Raw genomic sequence first — 15,492 nt, 5'->3', positions numbered from 1 at the left:
ACAAGGCCCTTGTCGCTTGTGGTCCTTGAAGCACCAGCCGCGAAGCCCCCATGCTACCCTGTCAGGCCCACGTCTGCTGGCGTCAGCCGGCCCCGCATGTGGCCTGGGCCGAGATACCGCACTGGCTCTGCCGCCTGCTCGTAGATGAGGGAGGTGACGCAGCTACATACTGTAGGTATGCTCGACCATTCTCGCTTTGGCCGCTTCCTACCGTTATTTTCCGTTAAATAGCGGACAGAATTATACTTTTCTCCGTATGCCGTTGACCTCCCTCACCAGTCGTCAGGCCCATATCTGGGCCGTTGGTGGCTCGGATATGGGCCGTTGACGGCTCAGAATGCGGCCAGCTACCGCTTGGCCTTGCACGCTTTAGGGAACGCGATCCAACGGCAGAAGGCGTTGGTCGGAGCGGTCCCGTGGTCCGTCGGATAACATGTCAGTGCATACCGGGCGGCCCGGCTTTCCTTGGCACCAACCATCCCGGAACCAGCTGCGACACACTCCGTCCAGCCCATGTCTTCAAGTTCTGTGATCGCCTTTGCCGCTGTGGCGCGACTGCACCCCAGAAAGACCGCAACCTTGCGCTGACTCAACTCAAACTCGTTGGCATTGGCCGGGCGATACCAGCTCAAAATTTCAAACAACAGAGCGCTGCTGTGACAGCTCAGGTAGCGATAAGCGGGCAAAGCCATCCAATCGCAATAGAACCGCACGTGAGCCTTGTCGCTGTGTCGCCTGCTCTCAAGTTTCGTCATCCAGTTCCCTTGATTTGGCATGACGTGGAAGACATGGCACGGCAATGCCCGTCCGGAAGCCCGGCGAACCTGCTGTGAACATTTGTGCGCATTGCCAGGCATCGGGCGTCAGCGCTTGAGCAATGGTGCCCAGCGCCGTGAACCAAGGCTGGCGTCTCCGATTGCCGTGTTAGCCTTCGGAGAGGTGGTTTCAGATGCTGAAAACGCAGGGACGGAAGCGATATGTCCGCAGACTGAAACTGCGCGCTTGGTGGTCGGCTGCCGGTTCGAACTTGTCGAGGGGGCACATAACCGACGCTTCCAATGCTGGTCCCTGTTTATGGCGTCCAGAAATCAGGATGACGGACGCGGCCCTTCAAGGCACTTCTTGGAGTTGACCCACTCGAGAATGTCGCTTTCGAGCCAACCAACCGCCTTTGCGGTCAACTTCAGCGGCTTGGGAAAATGCCCGCTGGCCATTTCCTTGTAGATCGTGGAACGGCCAATCCCTGCCATTTCCTCCACCTCACGGCGGCGCAAGATCTTCACTGCCAAATGCAAGCCTCCTTGCTAAGCAAAAGTTACGTACAAGTCCGTAACATCTCCTAAAATACCGTCACGCTCCGAAGCGGACAAAAGCAAATTGTCGTTTTCCACAAAGCTAAAAAAATAAATCAATAAATTCAATTAGTTGGACCGCTTGCCGCGATCCACATCAACAATTTCCGTGATAAATAGTGCTACCCGAATGAAGGAAGACAAAGTGATTATCTCTCCCCTCTAACGGAGTGAATTAAGATCACCGGATCGCTCTTGGAATTCGGCGCACACCACTGCCCCCATGCTTCCATGAGTTCACGGCGCTTTTTGAGAGCATCCCCACGGCGGTAAGCCCGCTCCGTCGCATCCCCCACCACATGGGCAAGCGCCGCTTCTGCCACTTCTCGGGGAAAGCCTGTTTCCTCGCCTGCCCAGTCCCGAAAGGCGCTCCTGAAGCCGTGGACCGTCACATGCCCAAAGCCCATCCGGCGAAGCTGCATCGTCATCGACATGCCAGACAAGGGCTTGCCACGCTTGGTGCCGGGGAACAGATAGTCGCCTTCCGTACGCAGCAGCTCCAGCCGCTCCAGAAGCTCCAGCATGCGCCTTGTGAGAGGCACGCGGTGTTCACGCTTGGCTTTCATGCGCTGGGCAGGGATAGCCCAAACAGCGCCTTCCTTGTCGATTTCAGACCATGTTGCCCCCAGCACCTCGCCAGACCGGCAGGCACTCAGGATGGCCCATTCCAGCGCTAGGGCGGAAAGGCTATCAACAGCGCGAAGCTTAGCCATGAAGTCGGCAAGCCCTGCATAGGGCAATGCTTCATGGTGGCCACGTGTCAGCCTGTCGCGCTTGGGCAAGAGATTGTCCAGATGACCGCGCCACCGTGCTGGATTTTCGCCCGTACGCAAGCCTTTGGCCTTGGCAGCGTCCAACACCCGTTCAATCCTGCCACGCACTCTAGAGGCCGTTTCTGCCTTCTGCTGCCATATCGGCTTCAGCACCGTCAGCACGTCCTGCGTCTCAATCTGGTCAAGGCGTTTGTCGCGCAAGGGCGCGGCATAGGTGCGAAGCGTCATGCGCCATTGGGCAATGTGCTTGGCGTTCTTGAACCCCGGCTCCAGCCCGTCAATCAGCTCATCAGCGAACGAGCCGAAGGAATGTTCCGCCTGCTTTGCCCGCTCAGCTTTGCGCCGGTCAATCGGGTTGGTTCCGTTGGCGACCGTACGTCGCGCCTCATTGGCGGCTTGGCGTGCTTCAGCCAGCGTAACGACGGATACAGAGCCCAAGCCCATTTCCTTGCGCTTGCCGTGCCACTGGAAGACGAACACCCACGACTTGGCACCGGAGGGCTTCACGGACAGGTAAAGTCCATCCCCATCCGCGTGCATCCCCGGTTCTTTTTCCGACTGAACGCGGCGAACCGTCAACCGAGCCTCGACCCGTGCCATCCCCTGCAGCCCTTTCCGTCCCTAAAAGCGCCCCTAAATCTTGGATCGGATCTCCATGGAATGCAACGGATCGCTAGATACAGATTCCTTTTATTTTCAGCGGCTTTCTACGTCGGTTCTGGACGAACAGGGTCATTGAAAGATGCTAGTTCGGCGGACTCTCTGTCCGCCATTACTTTTGCGTTCCCCTGAAAAATTATCTACTAGCTCTTTTTTGTCCAACCCTAGTGAAAGGTTGGACATTGATTGTCCTGGTGTGCGCGCCCGATCGGCAATGTCCGTGTAGATCGAGACCGTCCGAAGGTTGGTGTGCCCCGTCACTGACTTGACGATGTCCGCACTCATTCCCCTGACCATCCCCGCCAGGGCGCGTATCGCGTCGAGCAGGAGATGCGGCTCAAGGCCCTTGCAGAGTTTGCCGAAGGGGTCGCGGTGTCTGGCAGCGCCGCGGCATGCCCAAACGGCACGAACGCCTGTTCAGTCCGAAGACGGCGCTTGGGCCTTCGAGCTGGGCGAGGAACAGACCCAGCTAAGAGCCAGCGCGCAAGGTTTGGATGCGCCTTGGCAAGCAACATCTCCTGCACACAAGCGCCCGTGCCCCCAGACCAGGGTTGCACCCACCTCCAGTTGTGCAGCGTCAGGCTTCGAGCCAAAGACCTAGATACCGACCCGTTCGGTGAGATGGCCGGCAAGCATCTGCTGGGCCTATGCCGAGGGCCATCGACGGACAAGGGTATCTGCCTTTGTTCTGGGGAATGGCCTTGCGAGATTGCAGCTCCTGTCAACACGGGTCGCACCAATTGCACTCGTGCACCGCGTTGAGGACCAGCCCATGTGATCGCGCACCGGCGCGCGAAACGTGACAGGCGTGAGGGGATCTCGGAAGACCCCGGGCTCGAGTGCACCCATTTTCGATGGAGGAAAGCGTCTCTGAAAGGTTCAGAGAGATGACGGAGCATGAAATCCCGCAATCGCTGCGCCGCTTGCCGGAAGGCAGAATCAGATCCGCTGGTGAGGGGCTGATTTGGAGAACCCGCGTTCTATCCGGAAGCCGGACAAGTACTGGTGTCGCGCTGGCCATTGATGTGAACCGCTGCCGCGACTGGGCCCCGCGCACAGATCGGCGCACCATCGGGGCGCTGATGTTGAGACTGGTCCCACATTTAATCGAGCCGGCGGTTCGCGAAGGTTTGTGGGCCGAACTGCGGCCTGCTCATGCATGCCACGACCCGAAAGACCGCCATTGGACCTGTGCGGCACTGCTGCACTTGGCCCGGCAGGCGCCGCGCAACGTCACCATCTCTACTTTGCTGCCCACCGGCCCCAAAACGGCCCATGGCTCTCTTTGCCAGGGGTGAGGCTTCGTCCCTTCCCCAACTGACACGTCAATCGAAAGGCCTGACCGATGCCCGACCGCCGTGATTTCCTAAAGCTCCTCACGATTTCTGCAGCCACGGTGGCCGTAGCCGGCCATTCGCGTCGAGCGCTTGCCTCGACTGGCCGCCTCATGTCGATCAGCGCCATGACCATCGCCGCCGACCGACGCCTGATCCTTGCCGATTGGCGGCAGGGGGCACTTCTGGCCTTGAACCCGCCCGCCGGCAATCCGGGGCCGGATGGCGCTTTCAACCTCAAGGGCCTGAACGCGGCGCTCGAGGCGGCAGGTGCCTTACCGCGCGTCTCCGCGATGGTGTGGGACGCGGAGGGGCGCCGCGTCCTGGTAGCAGTGCCAACAGGGACCGCGCCCGATGCACCGACAGGACTTGCGGCGATCACGGCAGATGGCGCGGTGGTGCTGCACGACCCCGCAGAACTGGTCGTCGCGCGGCACGACCTTGTCGACCGCCCCGGCGACGGCGCACTGTGGCGCCATACGCCGGTGGCAAGCCTGACGGTCACGGACATGGTGTTGCGTGACGGCGAGCTGATCGTCGCAGGGTTGTCGAATGCAGATTTCGCAGCGACCCTGCGCCGCGTGCCCTGGCCCTTCGCGGCAGGTTCCGCCGCTGGGGTCACCCGGGTCGAGATGTACCACACCGTCCACAATCAGTTCGAGACACGCGCGCCCGTGCGCGCCATGGCGGTCGTGCCGCTGGACGGCACGGACCATCTTCTGGCCGCCTACACCTGCACGCCACTCGTGACGGCGCCGCTTGCCGATCTTAAGGACGGTGCGTCCGTCCGCGCCAAGACGATCGCCGAACTGGGCTATGGCAACACCCCGCTGCGCATCCTGCCCTTCGTGCTCACGTCCTATGACGGGACGCAATCGGACTGGGTTCTGGTCGCCAACGCGACCAAGGCGGCCGACCTTATCCCGCTCTCAGACATCGCCGCCGCGAACGCGCGCCCAGGTATTGCCGCGCCGGTGAAGGCGCCCTTCGAGACCACTGCCGGTTTGAGCCCCTTGCAGGTTCCACTGACCGGGGTCGTCGGGCTGTCTGACCAGGGGCCGGAGCATCTGATCGTGATGCGCCGCGAAAGCATGTCGGGCGAGCTCGAGCTCGTCTCGATCCGCAAGGGCGCATTCTTCCGTCTTTCGGACCATGTCAACGAATATGACTTTCCGACCTATGACTACCCGGCGGGCGACACGTTCCAGCAGAACTATATCCGCCCCTTCCATGCGGTTATGCGCAGCGAAGAGGGGTATCCGGACCTCGTCGAATGAACGTGCCAGCCATGTCCCTGCCGGGTGCCGAGCCCCTTCCACTGACGCCGGGCCTTTATCCCGCGCGTTTCTGGCCCGCGAACATCCTGCGGCTGCACCTTGTGTTCCCTCAGGCAATCGACGCCGGGGACTCGGCGCAGCCGGTGCGGCTGTTCGACGCCGCGGGCCGCGAGAGACTGGATGTCTTTGCCGACATTCCGGGCGGACTATGGTCGGCCTGCGGGCGCATACTGACTGTGCTTCTGCACCCCGGCCGAGTGAAGCGCGGGCTGGCGGCGCGCGACCGGCTGGGGCCTGGGCTGGTGGCGGGCGAAACGGTGACACTCACCCTGTCGTCAGCCCTCCGCGGGGCCGATGGCGGCCCGCATGGCCTGCCGGAGCGGTTTCTGATTCGCATCGCGCCGCCTGTTTTTGGGCCAATCCCGTCGGTTGCGTTCCGGCGCACCGGACACGGGTTGCGCCTGGGAGGGCCTGCCCCCATCGATGCGCTCGGTGCGCTGTCCTACATCCGCCTGATCGCTCCTGACGGGGCAGCGCTTTTCGGACGGCTAGCCCCCCTCACGGGATGGGCGCTGCATCTGTCGCCGAGCCACGCCCCGTGCCCGCACTTTCGCTTCGAGATCGTCGCTGCGCTTGAGGACTGCTGCGGCAATCGCCGCGACGCAGGGTTCGAAGTGCTGGCCGCCTCATCCGCCATGCCGCCAACCGTTACTGGAGATCTGCCATGCCTGACTACCTCTCCAAACTGACTCCTGACAACGCTGCTATGCTGCTGATAGACCACCAGACGGGCACCATGCTTGGCGTCCAGGACATTCGGCTGGATCAGTTCCGCTCGAACGTATTGGCGCTGGCCCGCACCGCACGCGCTCACGCGCTGCCGACAGTCCTCACCGCCAGCTACGCAGAGGGACCCAACGGCCCGCTGATGCCCGAACTGCTGACCATGTTTCCCGATGCGCCGGTGATCTACCGCCCTGGGCCGATCGACGCCTTCGACGATCCCGCCTTCGCAGCTGCGGTCGAGGCGACGGGTCGGCGCAAACTAATCATGGCCGGGGTCACGACGGATGTCTGCCTCTACTTCCCGGTGATCTCGGCCCTGGCGCGTGGCTATGATGTCTGGGCGGTCTATGACGCCTCCGGCTGCTGGGACACGATGTCGGAACTTACATCCTGCATGCGCATGGTGCAGGCCGGAGCTGTGGTCTGCAACTGGGCCGTCGTCACAGCCATGCTGCAGGCCGACTGGCGGCGGCAAGAGGCAGCGCAGCACACGTTAGGCATTTTTGGCGAGCATCTGCCCTTCTACGGAATGCTGGCCAACAACCTGGCCCATCGCACGCCCGGGGCATCGGCGGGCGAGTGACGTTGTCAACGCGCAAACGGAGACCGTGCAATGCCCCTTGCTTCCAACGCTGCAGTTCTGCCTCGCCAGCGCCTTGGCCGCCTTTTGATGGGGGCCGTCATTATCAGCACCGTCGGGATCGTTGCGGTTGCCGACATCTTCAATGCGACCCACCTCTTCAATCCGGACTGGCCGCCACATGCCCGCTTTCACAACGCAATGCAGGCCTGGACTCTTTTCCTCGTATCGATCGTGTCGCTGGCGGCACTCCGGCACGGGCAGATCGGCGTGGCGGCCATAGCCCCGGCAACCTTCTGGCCGTCGCTATGGCTGTCATGGCCGGTTCCAGGCACTTCGCCCTATGCCGCGCCCGCGCTGGAAGCCATCGGCTTTCCGGTCAACCTCGCCATCGCGGCTGTAATGCTGGTGCTGACGGGGCTCGCCGCCTGGCTATCACGTAACGGCTAAGCGCTAGGACTGAACGGGCGAAACCCGATGACCGACGACTTTCCAAAAAAGAAACACAGGGGCCGGTGCCCCAGTTCCCAAGCAGTCGTTCCTTAAACCTCAAAAGGAGTTCCTCATGCCTACCGCCTATGCTGAGCCCGGAAAGATGCTTCTGTCGCCCAGAGATCACACACTGATCCTGATCGATCACCAATCGCAAATGGCCTTTGCGACGCGCTCGATCGATACTATCCAGCTTCGTAACAACACCGGCCTGGTCGCCTCGGCAGCAGCGGCCTTCGACGTCTCGACGATCCTCACGACCGTAGCCGAGAAGACCTTCTCCGGCCCGATCTTCGATGAGATCAAGGCTGCCTTCCCGACGACGTCCATCATCGATCGCACCACGATGAATACGTGGGAAGACCCGCGCGTGACGGCAGAGGTCAACCGCATCGGCAAGGGCCGGATCGTGCTCGCGGGCTTGTGGACCAGTGTCTGCATCGTTGGTCCCGCCCTATCGGCGCTGGATCAGGGGTTCGAGGTCTACATCCTCGCCGATGCCTGCGGCGACGTTTCCGAGGAAGCCCATGCGCGCGCGATAGAACGGATGGTGCAGGCCGGTGCGCGGCCAATGACCTCGCTGCAGTACCTGCTCGAGTTGCAGCGCGACTGGGCACGGGGGGCGACCTACAACACCACGGTGGACATCGCCAGAACCTTTGGTGGTGCCTACGGCCTTGGCTTGATCTACGCCAAGACCATGCTGGGCGAACACGCTTCCGAAGCGGGCTCAGCGCCTGCGGCCTGAGCCGGGGCAGCCGCCGCAGCGTCTGTGCGTTCCGCTTCCGTTCTTCCCGCAGGTTCGAGGCTGTCATGCAAACCTACCTCATTACCCTGGCGCTCGGTCTTGCGGTCGGCGTGATCTACGGGCTTTCGGGCGTGCGCTCCCCCGCGCCGCCCGTCATTGCCCTGGTGGGACTGTTCGGGATTCTGGCGGGCGAGCAGGCCGTCTTTGCGGTCAAGCGCATCGCCGCCGGGCACGGCTTCACGACCGAGTGGCTGCACCACCACGCTGCGCCCCACCTGTTCGGGCAACTGCCGCCGCAACCCGATCCGCACGGCGCGCCCACCGGCAAGGAGACCCGCACATGACCGGGAGTTCAGAAGACCTGCTGCTCACCGGCGGGCGCATCACGACGATGAATCCCGCCCAACCCGAAGCCGAGTCCGTGCTGATCCGCGAAGGGCTCTTCGCAGAGGTGGGCAAGGATCGCGACCTGATACAGCGCCACCCGCAGGCACGCGGCATCGACCTCGGCGGGGCCCGCGTCATTCCCGGCCTGATCGACAGCCACACGCACATCATCCGGCAGGGCAACAATTTCGCACTGGAACTGCGCTGGGATGAGGTGCCCTCGCTGGCGGACGGCCTTAGGATGCTGCGCGCCCAGGCCGAACGCACGCCGCCCGGCGCCTGGGTGCGCGTGGTGGGAGGCTGGTCGGCAGATCAGCTTGCCGAGCGCCGTCTTCCCACGCTGGAGGAAATCAACGCCGCGGCGCCGGACGTGCCGGTCTTTGTTTTGCACCTCTACGACCGGGCTTGGATGAATGCAGCCGCGCTGCGCGCACTCGGTATCGACGAGCATTTCTACGAGCCATTCGTGTCCGGTCGGCTGGAGCGTGACGATTTCGGCCGCCCGACCGGGCTTGCCCTTGCAAGACCCAATGCCCAGCCACTCTATGCGCTCCTCGACCGGGCGCCGAAGCTCGACCGTGAGGCCCAGATCACGTCCACCCGGCACTATTTCCGCGCGCTCAACGCGCTCGGCCTGACCTCGGCCCTGGACTGCGCGGGAGGGTTCCTGAACTACCCGGACGACTACGGTGTCATCACCGAACTGCACCGCCGTGGCGAGCAGACTGTGCGCATCGGCTACCAGCTCTTCGCCCAGAAGCCTGGCCGCGAACTGGCGGATTTCCAGCGCTGGCACGACATGGTGAAGCCCGACCAGGGCGACGCGCTGCTGAAATGCGTCGGCGCGGGCGAGATGCTTGTCGCGTCCGCTTACGACTTCGAGGACTTCAGCTACCCGCGCCCGACGCTCGGACCCCAGATGGAAGGCGAGCTGGAACTCGTGCTCGACTTCCTGCTCGCGAACCGTTGGCCGATCCGTTTCCACTGCACCTACGAGGAAAGCGCGCGGCGCATCCTCGACGTGGTCGAGCGCGTCGGTGGCCGTCACGGGCTCGACGGGCTCAATTGGATCTTCGATCACGGCGAGACCATCACGCCGGCCACGATGGAGCGGGTGGCGCGGCTGGGCGGCGGCATTAGCTATCAGAACCGCATCGCCTTTCAGGCGCGCGAATACGAGCGCCGTTACGGCACGCAGGCGCTGCGCGAGGTCATGCCGGTGCGCGCCATGATGGCCGCCGGCGTGCCGCTGGCGGCGGGCACGGATGCAACGCGCGTCTCTTCCTACAATCCATGGCTTGCGATCCACTGGGCGGTCAGTGGCAAGGGTTGAGGCGGCGACCGGATCTGGGACGCAGGCCTTTCGCGTCACGACGCGCTCCGCCACTGGACGGTCGAGGGCGCCTGGTTCAGCCGCGAGGCGGGGCAGAAGGGCGCGATCGCACCGGGGCAGTTCGCCGACCTCGCCGTTCTCGACCGCGACTACTTCACGGTTCCCGAGGACGAGATCGGTGCAATCACCTCCGACCTCACGCTTTTGGGCGGCAGGATCGTTCACACGAAAGGGCGGTTCGTCAACGACGCGCCGCCGCGGCTGCCGGACCTCCCGGGATGGTCACCGGTGACGGCGTTCGGTGCGCCGGGCATGTTTCCGCTCCGACTGGAAGGAGGCCCCGCATGAGTCTCAACAGACCTCTGTCGCGTCGTCTTTTCGTCGCCGGATCGGTTGCCGCCGGATTGACCGTGTCGACAACGATGACGAGAGCTCAGCCTGGTGTTGTCCGCCTCGGCGTCATCGGCATCTCCTTCCACGCCATCGCAGGAGCGGTCGTGCAGACAGTTCTCGAGCGCTTGGGCAAGCAGGTGACGGTGCAACAGGCCCCCCATGACGAGATGTTCCGCAGGCTGGGCGGTGGTGAAGTTGACCTTCTGGTGGCTGCGTGGATGCCCGGAACGCATCGGCACCTTTTCGAACCCTTTGCTGATCGCCTGGCCCCCCTCGCCACACTCTATCGCAACGCCCAGCTCTACTGGACGGTGCCCGACTACGTACCAGCCGAGCTGGTTTCGTCAGTCGATGATCTGGTGCGGCCCGAGGTGATGACGCGGATGGACCGAACGATCCGCTCGATCGGGCCCTCGGCGGGGCTGTCGGTGCGCTCGGCGACGATGCTGTCGGCCTATGGGCTCGACGTGGCCGGATACCGGGTCGAACCCGGCGAGACCTCGCTCTGGCTCAAGAATTTCCGGGCCGCCCATACTGCGCGGCAGTGGCTGGTGATGCCACTCTGGCAGCCGCATTTCCTGAACCAGACCCATCAGTTGCGCCGCCTGAAAGACCCACAGGGAGTGATGGGCAGCGCCGATGACGCAGTGATCATAGCGAACTCCGCCTTCGCCCGATCGCTCGACCCGCGCAGCGCCCGGGTCCTTGCCGCCATCGACATCGGGCTTGATGGCATCACCGAGATGGACGTTGCTGTGAATGTCGGAGGCCTGACCCCTGCTGAAGCGGCAGTGCATTGGCTGGGTGCCGAGGACAAACGCGTTGCAAAATGGCTGGACGCTTAGCCTCGCGCACCGATGGAGGATCGGATGACCGCTGCTGCAGAGGACGACAAGGTGTGGCAACCACATGCACCCGAGAAGCCAAAGGCGCCGTCGGCCTGGGCTCCGTTTCGCTCCCGCATCTTTGCCGTGATCTGGGGCGCGTCGCTTGTGTCGAACATCGGTATCTGGATGCGCGATGTGGCCTCAGGCTGGCTGATGACTGATCTTGCCCCGTCACCACTCATGGTCTCTTTGGTGCAGGCGGCACTTTTGCTGCCAGTTCTTCTTTTCGCCCTTCCGGCCGGAGCGCTGGCCGACATCCTTGACCGGCGGCGGATGCTGATTGCCGTTCAGGTGTTTCTTGCTGCCGTATCCTTTTGCATGGCCGCCGTAGTCGCCGCAGAGGCGATGACGCCGCTAGCGCTCCTACTGTTCACCTTTGCCGCAGGAGTGGGGGCGGCGCTGACGCAGCCGGCGTTTCAGGCCATCGTCCCGGAACTTGTTCCCCGCACGGACCTGCGGGCAGCGGTGGCGTTGAATTCGATGGGGATCAATGTCGCACGGGCGATCGGCCCCGCGCTGGGAGGCGTCGTGTTGGCCGTAGCGGGCGTTACGGTTGCATATCTGTTGGATGCGCTCTCCACACTTGTCGCGATCGCTGCATTTGTCTGGTGGCGGCGCCCCCCTCCGGAACGCACGCTTTCGCCCGAACGGCTCGGTCCGGCCATGCGGACCGGGATGACATACGCGTTGCGCGCCCCGGCCCTGCACCGGGTCCTGTTGCGCGCACTTGCCTTCTTTCTCTTCGCCTCGGCCTATTGGGCGCTTCTGCCGCTGATCGCGCGGGACCTGCTGGCGGCGGACGCGACCTTCTACGGGCTGATGCTGACCTTTGTCGGCGCCGGCGCGGTGGCCGGGGCGCTGGTCCTACCGCGTGTAGGGCAACACTTCGCACCCTCGACACTGGTTTCGATCGGCAGCCTTGTTACAGCTCTGGCCATGGCGGGTCTTGCGGTTGCGCCTCCGACAGCCCTGGTGTTGGGCCTGTTGGGGCTGGCTGGACTGGCCTGGATCACGGTCCTGACCAGCCTAGGCGTTGCAGCACAGACCAGCCTACCCGATTGGGTGCGCGCACGCGGGCTTGCCGTCTATCTAATGGTCTTTTACGGCTCTATGGCGGCGGGCTCGGCGCTCTGGGGCCAACTTGCGGCACTGACTGACATTCCCACCGCGCTTATAGCCGCCGCTACGGGCGGAGTCCTGGCCGCGCTCGCAGCCACAACAGCGGAATGGCCCGGCGGATCGAGTGACCTTAGGCCTGCAGGCCATTGGCCGAAGCCAGACACGGCGCAAGACGTCGGTCCCGATGCCGGGCCAGTGCTGGTGACACTTAATTGGCACGTCGCGCCCGAGCAGCGCGCAGCATTCCTGGCCGAGGCCACAGCATTCTCGCATAGGCGCCGACGCGATGGAGCTTTCGGCTGGCAGATATGGGAGGATCTGTCCACTCCCGGACTCTACGTCGAAAGCTACATGGCAATGACCTGGGCCGATCATCTGCGCCAGCATGCACGCATCACCGCCGATGACGCCGCTGCGCAAGCCCATCTGAACTCGTTGGCCGAGGCCCCGCCCGTCGTGCATCACCACATCGCCGCGCGCAATATCCGAACGGAGGCCGAAGGTTTCGCTGTCTGACTGTAGATGACGGCAAGGATCCGCCGCAGAATCTTGACCAAGCCACAACCGATCTCGGATGGCACTTCGCCCATCGGCCCGGTAGTTCAGGTTCCCCGCGTTCTATCGGGATCCTGCTGCGTTGTTGGTGTCACAGCATGACGATAGACCCACGTCGTGGTAGCGTGACTCGATGGAAGTGGCCGTTACTGCCCCGATGACGGAGATCCGGCCCATGGATGCTATTCGAGGAACATCTGCTCCCCAGTTCCAGGCGGTCTATCACCCGCAATCAGGCATTGCCACTCTGGACGCAGCCGTCTATTCGGCCCCGGTCGGGCCGATCGAGTTGGTCGAACTGCTGCGGAACGGGCTAAGCATGGCGATCGTTCCTGCGCAACCTTTGGCACAGATCGTCGCGGCGCCGGGCGTCGGGTCGGACGTGATCATCCGCTTACTTGACCCGATCCGGCGGCTGGAGCGGGACCCTGCACCGGACCTGCGGCCACGCGCGGCTACCCTTCGGGCCAGCTCTCTGATTGCGATCCCGGAAGGGCTTGCCACCGATTGGTATCTGCCCAACGGCCAGCCGCGGGTCCTGCACCTGCACATCGGCGCAACCCTGCGCGAGACCATGCACGACGAGGCGGGGCGCGGTCTGGAACGGCAGTTAAAGCCACGCATCGGCTGGGACGTGTCGAGCGCGAACGCGATGTTCGAGCGGATGGAGCGGCTCGGTGCGGCCACCGGACCGCTCGACCGTCTGGAACTGCAAGGCCTTGGTTTGGCTGCAACGGCGGCAATCCTTCGCGCGTCGGGAGTGCTCGCGACACGAAACCCAAGCCAGGCGATGACGCCCGCGCGCTTGCGCAGGGTGCGTGCCTATGTCGAGGAGAACCTGGGCAGCGAAGTCTGCCTCGACGAGATGGCGGGCTGTGTCGGCCTGTCCACGAGCCATTTCGCCCGCGCCTTCCGGGCCGAGACGGGCATCAGTCCCTATGCCTTCGTGGTGCAGGCGCGGGTGAAACGGGCGAAGGACCAGCTTCTGAACAGCCGCCGCAGCTTGGCCGAGATCGCAATCGACTGCGGCTTCGCCACCCAGTCGCACATGACCGAAACCTTCCGCCGGGTGACGGGACTGCCACCCGCGCGCTGGCTGCGGGTGCAGGGGCGGGATGCGGAGGGCGAAGCATGAGCGTCCCGGCGTTCCGCCACGAGTCGGGTCTGCCCGGCCTTGACCATGTGCTATGCTCTGCCCCGCCGGTTCCGCACCGCCATGCCAGCGTTCTCGACGATGCGGTCACGGTATTCGAGCTGCCCGCGCAACCGCACGTACAGGAAGTGTCTGCGCCGCCGCTCGACCTCGACGTCATGATCTACATGCTGGACGGCATGATGGCCCTTGCCCGACCGCTGTCCGACGGCCTGCCGGTGCGCAGCCTGCGCCCGCGAACGGTGATGTTCCTGCCGGCGGGTACCGCAACGACGTGGCAGGCCGCGCAGGGGCAGGCGGGTGTGGTCCACCTGCACGTGCCGCGCGCGGTCCGGGACACGTGGCAGAATGGCAACGGCACCTACTGTGCCTGCCCGGCGGCAAACATCGACGACCGCGACCTGATCCGGAGCTTCGAGACCATCCACCGGGTGCTGGCGCAGGACGTACCGTTCCGGCGCCTTTTGCTGCAGGGCCTTTCCTATATGGTCGTGGGTCAGGTGCAGGCCCGTCTGCACAGCGCCCAGCCCGTCAGCAGCCCGAGCCGGGCGATGACACCGGGGCGGCTGCGGCGGGTGCGCGCCTATGTCGAGGAGAACCTTGGACGCGAGGTCTGCCTCGAGGACATGGCGGCCAGCGTGGGCCTGTCGGCAAGCCATTTCGCCCGCGCCTTCCGGGCCGAGACAGGAATCAGCCCCTATGCCTATGTCGTGCAGGCCCGGGTCGCGCGGGTCAAGGCCGAGCTTCTGCACAGCCGCCGCACGTTGTCCGAAATCGCGCTCGACTGCGGCTTTGCAACCCAGTCGCACATGACCGAAACCTTCCGCCGCGCGACAGGCCTGCCGCCGGCCCGGTGGCTGCGCGCGCAGGGGCGGAATGTGGAGGTGCCATGACAAACGCCACCAGTTCGCGCCGAGAATTCCTGCTGTCCGTTCGCAATCAGGATGCACAGCAACTTTTCCCCGGCTTGCCCTCGGCCAACAAGCAAAGGCCGCAGAAAGTGACCGAAGTGCATCTCGCGCGCCAGGCGCAGACCATAGTTATCTATGCCCGGCGCAGTTCGGATCTCAGCACGCAATTACCACCGAACATCTCGGCCGCGTCGGGCGACCTCGCTCTGGTCAGTGGCTACCTGCTGGGATGGCACCTCGTTGGGTTTTCGCGGCGCCCCGGCTCCAGACACTGCGCACACGAACTGCGGGCGGACTTCGCCAAAGCGATCCGGCGGGAGGTCCACCCTGAGGTCCTGCCACTCGCTGTGGGCCTGAACACTCCGGGGCTGGGCGAAAGACGGAAGTTGCCCTTCAGGCGTTCGAAGCCTTCCTATCAGTCGACCTGCAAAGCGCGGGCATTTCAGCAGTTATGATGCTGTTCAACACAAGTGTCGCGCTGGCCTGCAAGGGCAGGTGCTATCGGGCCTACGCCCTAGCATTTCCTCCGGGAGTTAAAGGTCGCCGCAAGTGCGGCCTGCCTTGCTCGGGTCGTGACGCACCGGAAGGACCAGATCACGGAGATGCTGAAATGGGGGATGACCCGCTCGCCGAGGTCTGCGGCTTTGCCGCGCAAAAGCATATGACATTGGCATTGCGCCAAGCTGTGGGCACAGCACTCGGGCGCTGACGCCACGACCGTCCGAGTGGACATGCCCAACGTTACACGGAGG

15 protein-coding genes and 1 pseudogene are annotated in these 15,492 nt (G+C 63.8%); 13 read left to right on the top strand and 3 right to left on the bottom strand.

Going from position 1 to position 15,492, the window contains the following annotated elements:
- Window positions 1-347: 347 nt before the first annotated feature.
- The 3 genes from OVA12_RS14800 to OVA12_RS14790 form a co-directional block, all read right to left on the bottom strand.
- Window positions 348-755, bottom strand: a complete 408-nt coding sequence (locus OVA12_RS14800; protein WP_268138606.1) for a hypothetical protein — start codon at window positions 753-755, stop codon at window positions 348-350.
- A 333-nt stretch (window positions 756-1,088) separates the two neighbouring features.
- On the bottom strand, window positions 1,089-1,283 hold the full coding sequence (locus tag OVA12_RS14795; RefSeq protein WP_268138739.1) for a helix-turn-helix transcriptional regulator: 195 nt from the start codon (window positions 1,281-1,283) through the stop codon (window positions 1,089-1,091).
- 218 nt (window positions 1,284-1,501) lie between these two features.
- Complete coding sequence (locus OVA12_RS14790; protein ID WP_268138604.1) at window positions 1,502-2,725, bottom strand: tyrosine-type recombinase/integrase; 1,224 nt, start codon at window positions 2,723-2,725, stop codon at window positions 1,502-1,504.
- A gap of 947 nt (window positions 2,726-3,672) precedes the next feature.
- Here OVA12_RS14790 and OVA12_RS14785 point away from each other — a divergent pair.
- The 13 genes and pseudogenes from OVA12_RS14785 to OVA12_RS14725 all read left to right on the top strand — a co-directional run bounded on the left by OVA12_RS14785 (window position 3,673) and on the right by OVA12_RS14725 (window position 15,195).
- Window positions 3,673-4,083, top strand: coding sequence for a hypothetical protein (locus tag OVA12_RS14785; RefSeq protein ID WP_268138602.1), 411 nt, complete (start codon window positions 3,673-3,675; stop codon window positions 4,081-4,083).
- Window positions 4,084-4,130: 47 nt separating this feature from the next.
- Window positions 4,131-5,396 carry a twin-arginine translocation signal domain-containing protein gene (locus tag OVA12_RS14780; protein WP_268138600.1) on the top strand — a complete coding sequence of 422 codons (1,266 nt, stop codon included), beginning with the start codon at window positions 4,131-4,133 and terminating at the stop codon, window positions 5,394-5,396.
- Window positions 5,393-6,145 carry a hypothetical protein gene (locus tag OVA12_RS14775; RefSeq protein WP_268138598.1) on the top strand — a complete coding sequence of 251 codons (753 nt, stop codon included), beginning with the start codon at window positions 5,393-5,395 and terminating at the stop codon, window positions 6,143-6,145. The genes OVA12_RS14780 and OVA12_RS14775 overlap by 4 nt, the downstream gene beginning before the upstream one ends.
- Window positions 6,121-6,765, top strand: coding sequence for an isochorismatase family protein (locus OVA12_RS14770; RefSeq protein WP_268138596.1), 645 nt, complete (start codon window positions 6,121-6,123; stop codon window positions 6,763-6,765). Before OVA12_RS14775 ends, OVA12_RS14770 begins: the two co-directional genes overlap by 25 nt.
- 30 nt (window positions 6,766-6,795) lie before the next feature.
- Window positions 6,796-7,212 (top strand): hypothetical protein, encoded by a 417-nt coding sequence (locus OVA12_RS14765; RefSeq protein WP_268138594.1) that lies wholly within the window; start codon window positions 6,796-6,798, stop codon window positions 7,210-7,212.
- A 115-nt stretch (window positions 7,213-7,327) separates the two neighbouring features.
- Entirely contained in the window at window positions 7,328-8,002 is a 675-nt protein-coding gene (locus OVA12_RS14760; protein WP_268138592.1) for a hydrolase, read from the top strand.
- Between the two features lie 65 nt (window positions 8,003-8,067).
- A complete protein-coding gene (locus tag OVA12_RS14755; RefSeq protein WP_268138590.1) occupies window positions 8,068-8,346 on the top strand; it encodes a XapX domain-containing protein in 279 nt (92 codons plus the stop codon).
- Window positions 8,343-10,070 (top strand): annotated as a pseudogene (locus OVA12_RS14750) (amidohydrolase). The gene OVA12_RS14755 and the pseudogene OVA12_RS14750 overlap by 4 nt, the downstream one beginning before the upstream one ends.
- Window positions 10,067-10,960, top strand: coding sequence for a glycine betaine ABC transporter substrate-binding protein (locus tag OVA12_RS14745; RefSeq protein WP_268138588.1), 894 nt, complete (start codon window positions 10,067-10,069; stop codon window positions 10,958-10,960). The pseudogene OVA12_RS14750 and the gene OVA12_RS14745 overlap by 4 nt, the downstream one beginning before the upstream one ends.
- A gap of 24 nt (window positions 10,961-10,984) precedes the next feature.
- Window positions 10,985-12,637 (top strand): MFS transporter, encoded by a 1,653-nt coding sequence (locus tag OVA12_RS14740; RefSeq protein ID WP_268138586.1) that lies wholly within the window; start codon window positions 10,985-10,987, stop codon window positions 12,635-12,637.
- A gap of 172 nt (window positions 12,638-12,809) precedes the next feature.
- Complete coding sequence (locus tag OVA12_RS14735; protein ID WP_268138584.1) at window positions 12,810-13,811, top strand: helix-turn-helix domain-containing protein; 1,002 nt, start codon at window positions 12,810-12,812, stop codon at window positions 13,809-13,811.
- Entirely contained in the window at window positions 13,808-14,722 is a 915-nt protein-coding gene (locus OVA12_RS14730) for a helix-turn-helix domain-containing protein (protein ID WP_268138582.1), read from the top strand. Before OVA12_RS14735 ends, OVA12_RS14730 begins: the two co-directional genes overlap by 4 nt.
- A complete protein-coding gene (locus tag OVA12_RS14725) occupies window positions 14,719-15,195 on the top strand; it encodes a hypothetical protein (RefSeq protein ID WP_268138580.1) in 477 nt (158 codons plus the stop codon). Before OVA12_RS14730 ends, OVA12_RS14725 begins: the two co-directional genes overlap by 4 nt.
- Window positions 15,196-15,492: the final 297 nt, after the last annotated feature.

This window comes from Pannonibacter sp. SL95 (genome assembly GCF_026672425.1).
In the GTDB taxonomy this organism is placed as follows: domain Bacteria; phylum Pseudomonadota; class Alphaproteobacteria; order Rhizobiales; family Stappiaceae; genus Pannonibacter.
This window is presented reverse-complemented; position numbering and strand designations above follow the sequence as displayed.

Excerpts from the sequence above, each read along its gene's own strand:
- OVA12_RS14800 (WP_268138606.1), bottom strand. The coding sequence starts at position 755 with ATGACGAAACTTGAGAGCAGGCGACACAGCGACAAGGCTCACGTGCGG.
- OVA12_RS14790 (WP_268138604.1), bottom strand. The coding sequence starts at position 2,725 with ATGGCACGGGTCGAGGCTCGGTTGACGGTTCGCCGCGTTCAGTCGGAA.
- OVA12_RS14785 (WP_268138602.1), top strand. The coding sequence starts at position 3,673 with ATGACGGAGCATGAAATCCCGCAATCGCTGCGCCGCTTGCCGGAAGGC.
- OVA12_RS14780 (WP_268138600.1), top strand. The coding sequence starts at position 4,131 with ATGCCCGACCGCCGTGATTTCCTAAAGCTCCTCACGATTTCTGCAGCC.
- OVA12_RS14775 (WP_268138598.1), top strand. The coding sequence starts at position 5,393 with ATGAACGTGCCAGCCATGTCCCTGCCGGGTGCCGAGCCCCTTCCACTG.
- OVA12_RS14770 (WP_268138596.1), top strand. The coding sequence starts at position 6,121 with ATGCCTGACTACCTCTCCAAACTGACTCCTGACAACGCTGCTATGCTG.
- OVA12_RS14765 (WP_268138594.1), top strand. The coding sequence starts at position 6,796 with ATGCCCCTTGCTTCCAACGCTGCAGTTCTGCCTCGCCAGCGCCTTGGC.
- OVA12_RS14760 (WP_268138592.1), top strand. The coding sequence starts at position 7,328 with ATGCCTACCGCCTATGCTGAGCCCGGAAAGATGCTTCTGTCGCCCAGA.
- OVA12_RS14755 (WP_268138590.1), top strand. The coding sequence starts at position 8,068 with ATGCAAACCTACCTCATTACCCTGGCGCTCGGTCTTGCGGTCGGCGTG.
- OVA12_RS14745 (WP_268138588.1), top strand. The coding sequence starts at position 10,067 with ATGAGTCTCAACAGACCTCTGTCGCGTCGTCTTTTCGTCGCCGGATCG.
- OVA12_RS14740 (WP_268138586.1), top strand. The coding sequence starts at position 10,985 with ATGACCGCTGCTGCAGAGGACGACAAGGTGTGGCAACCACATGCACCC.
- OVA12_RS14735 (WP_268138584.1), top strand. The coding sequence starts at position 12,810 with ATGGAAGTGGCCGTTACTGCCCCGATGACGGAGATCCGGCCCATGGAT.
- OVA12_RS14730 (WP_268138582.1), top strand. The coding sequence starts at position 13,808 with ATGAGCGTCCCGGCGTTCCGCCACGAGTCGGGTCTGCCCGGCCTTGAC.
- OVA12_RS14725 (WP_268138580.1), top strand. The coding sequence starts at position 14,719 with ATGACAAACGCCACCAGTTCGCGCCGAGAATTCCTGCTGTCCGTTCGC.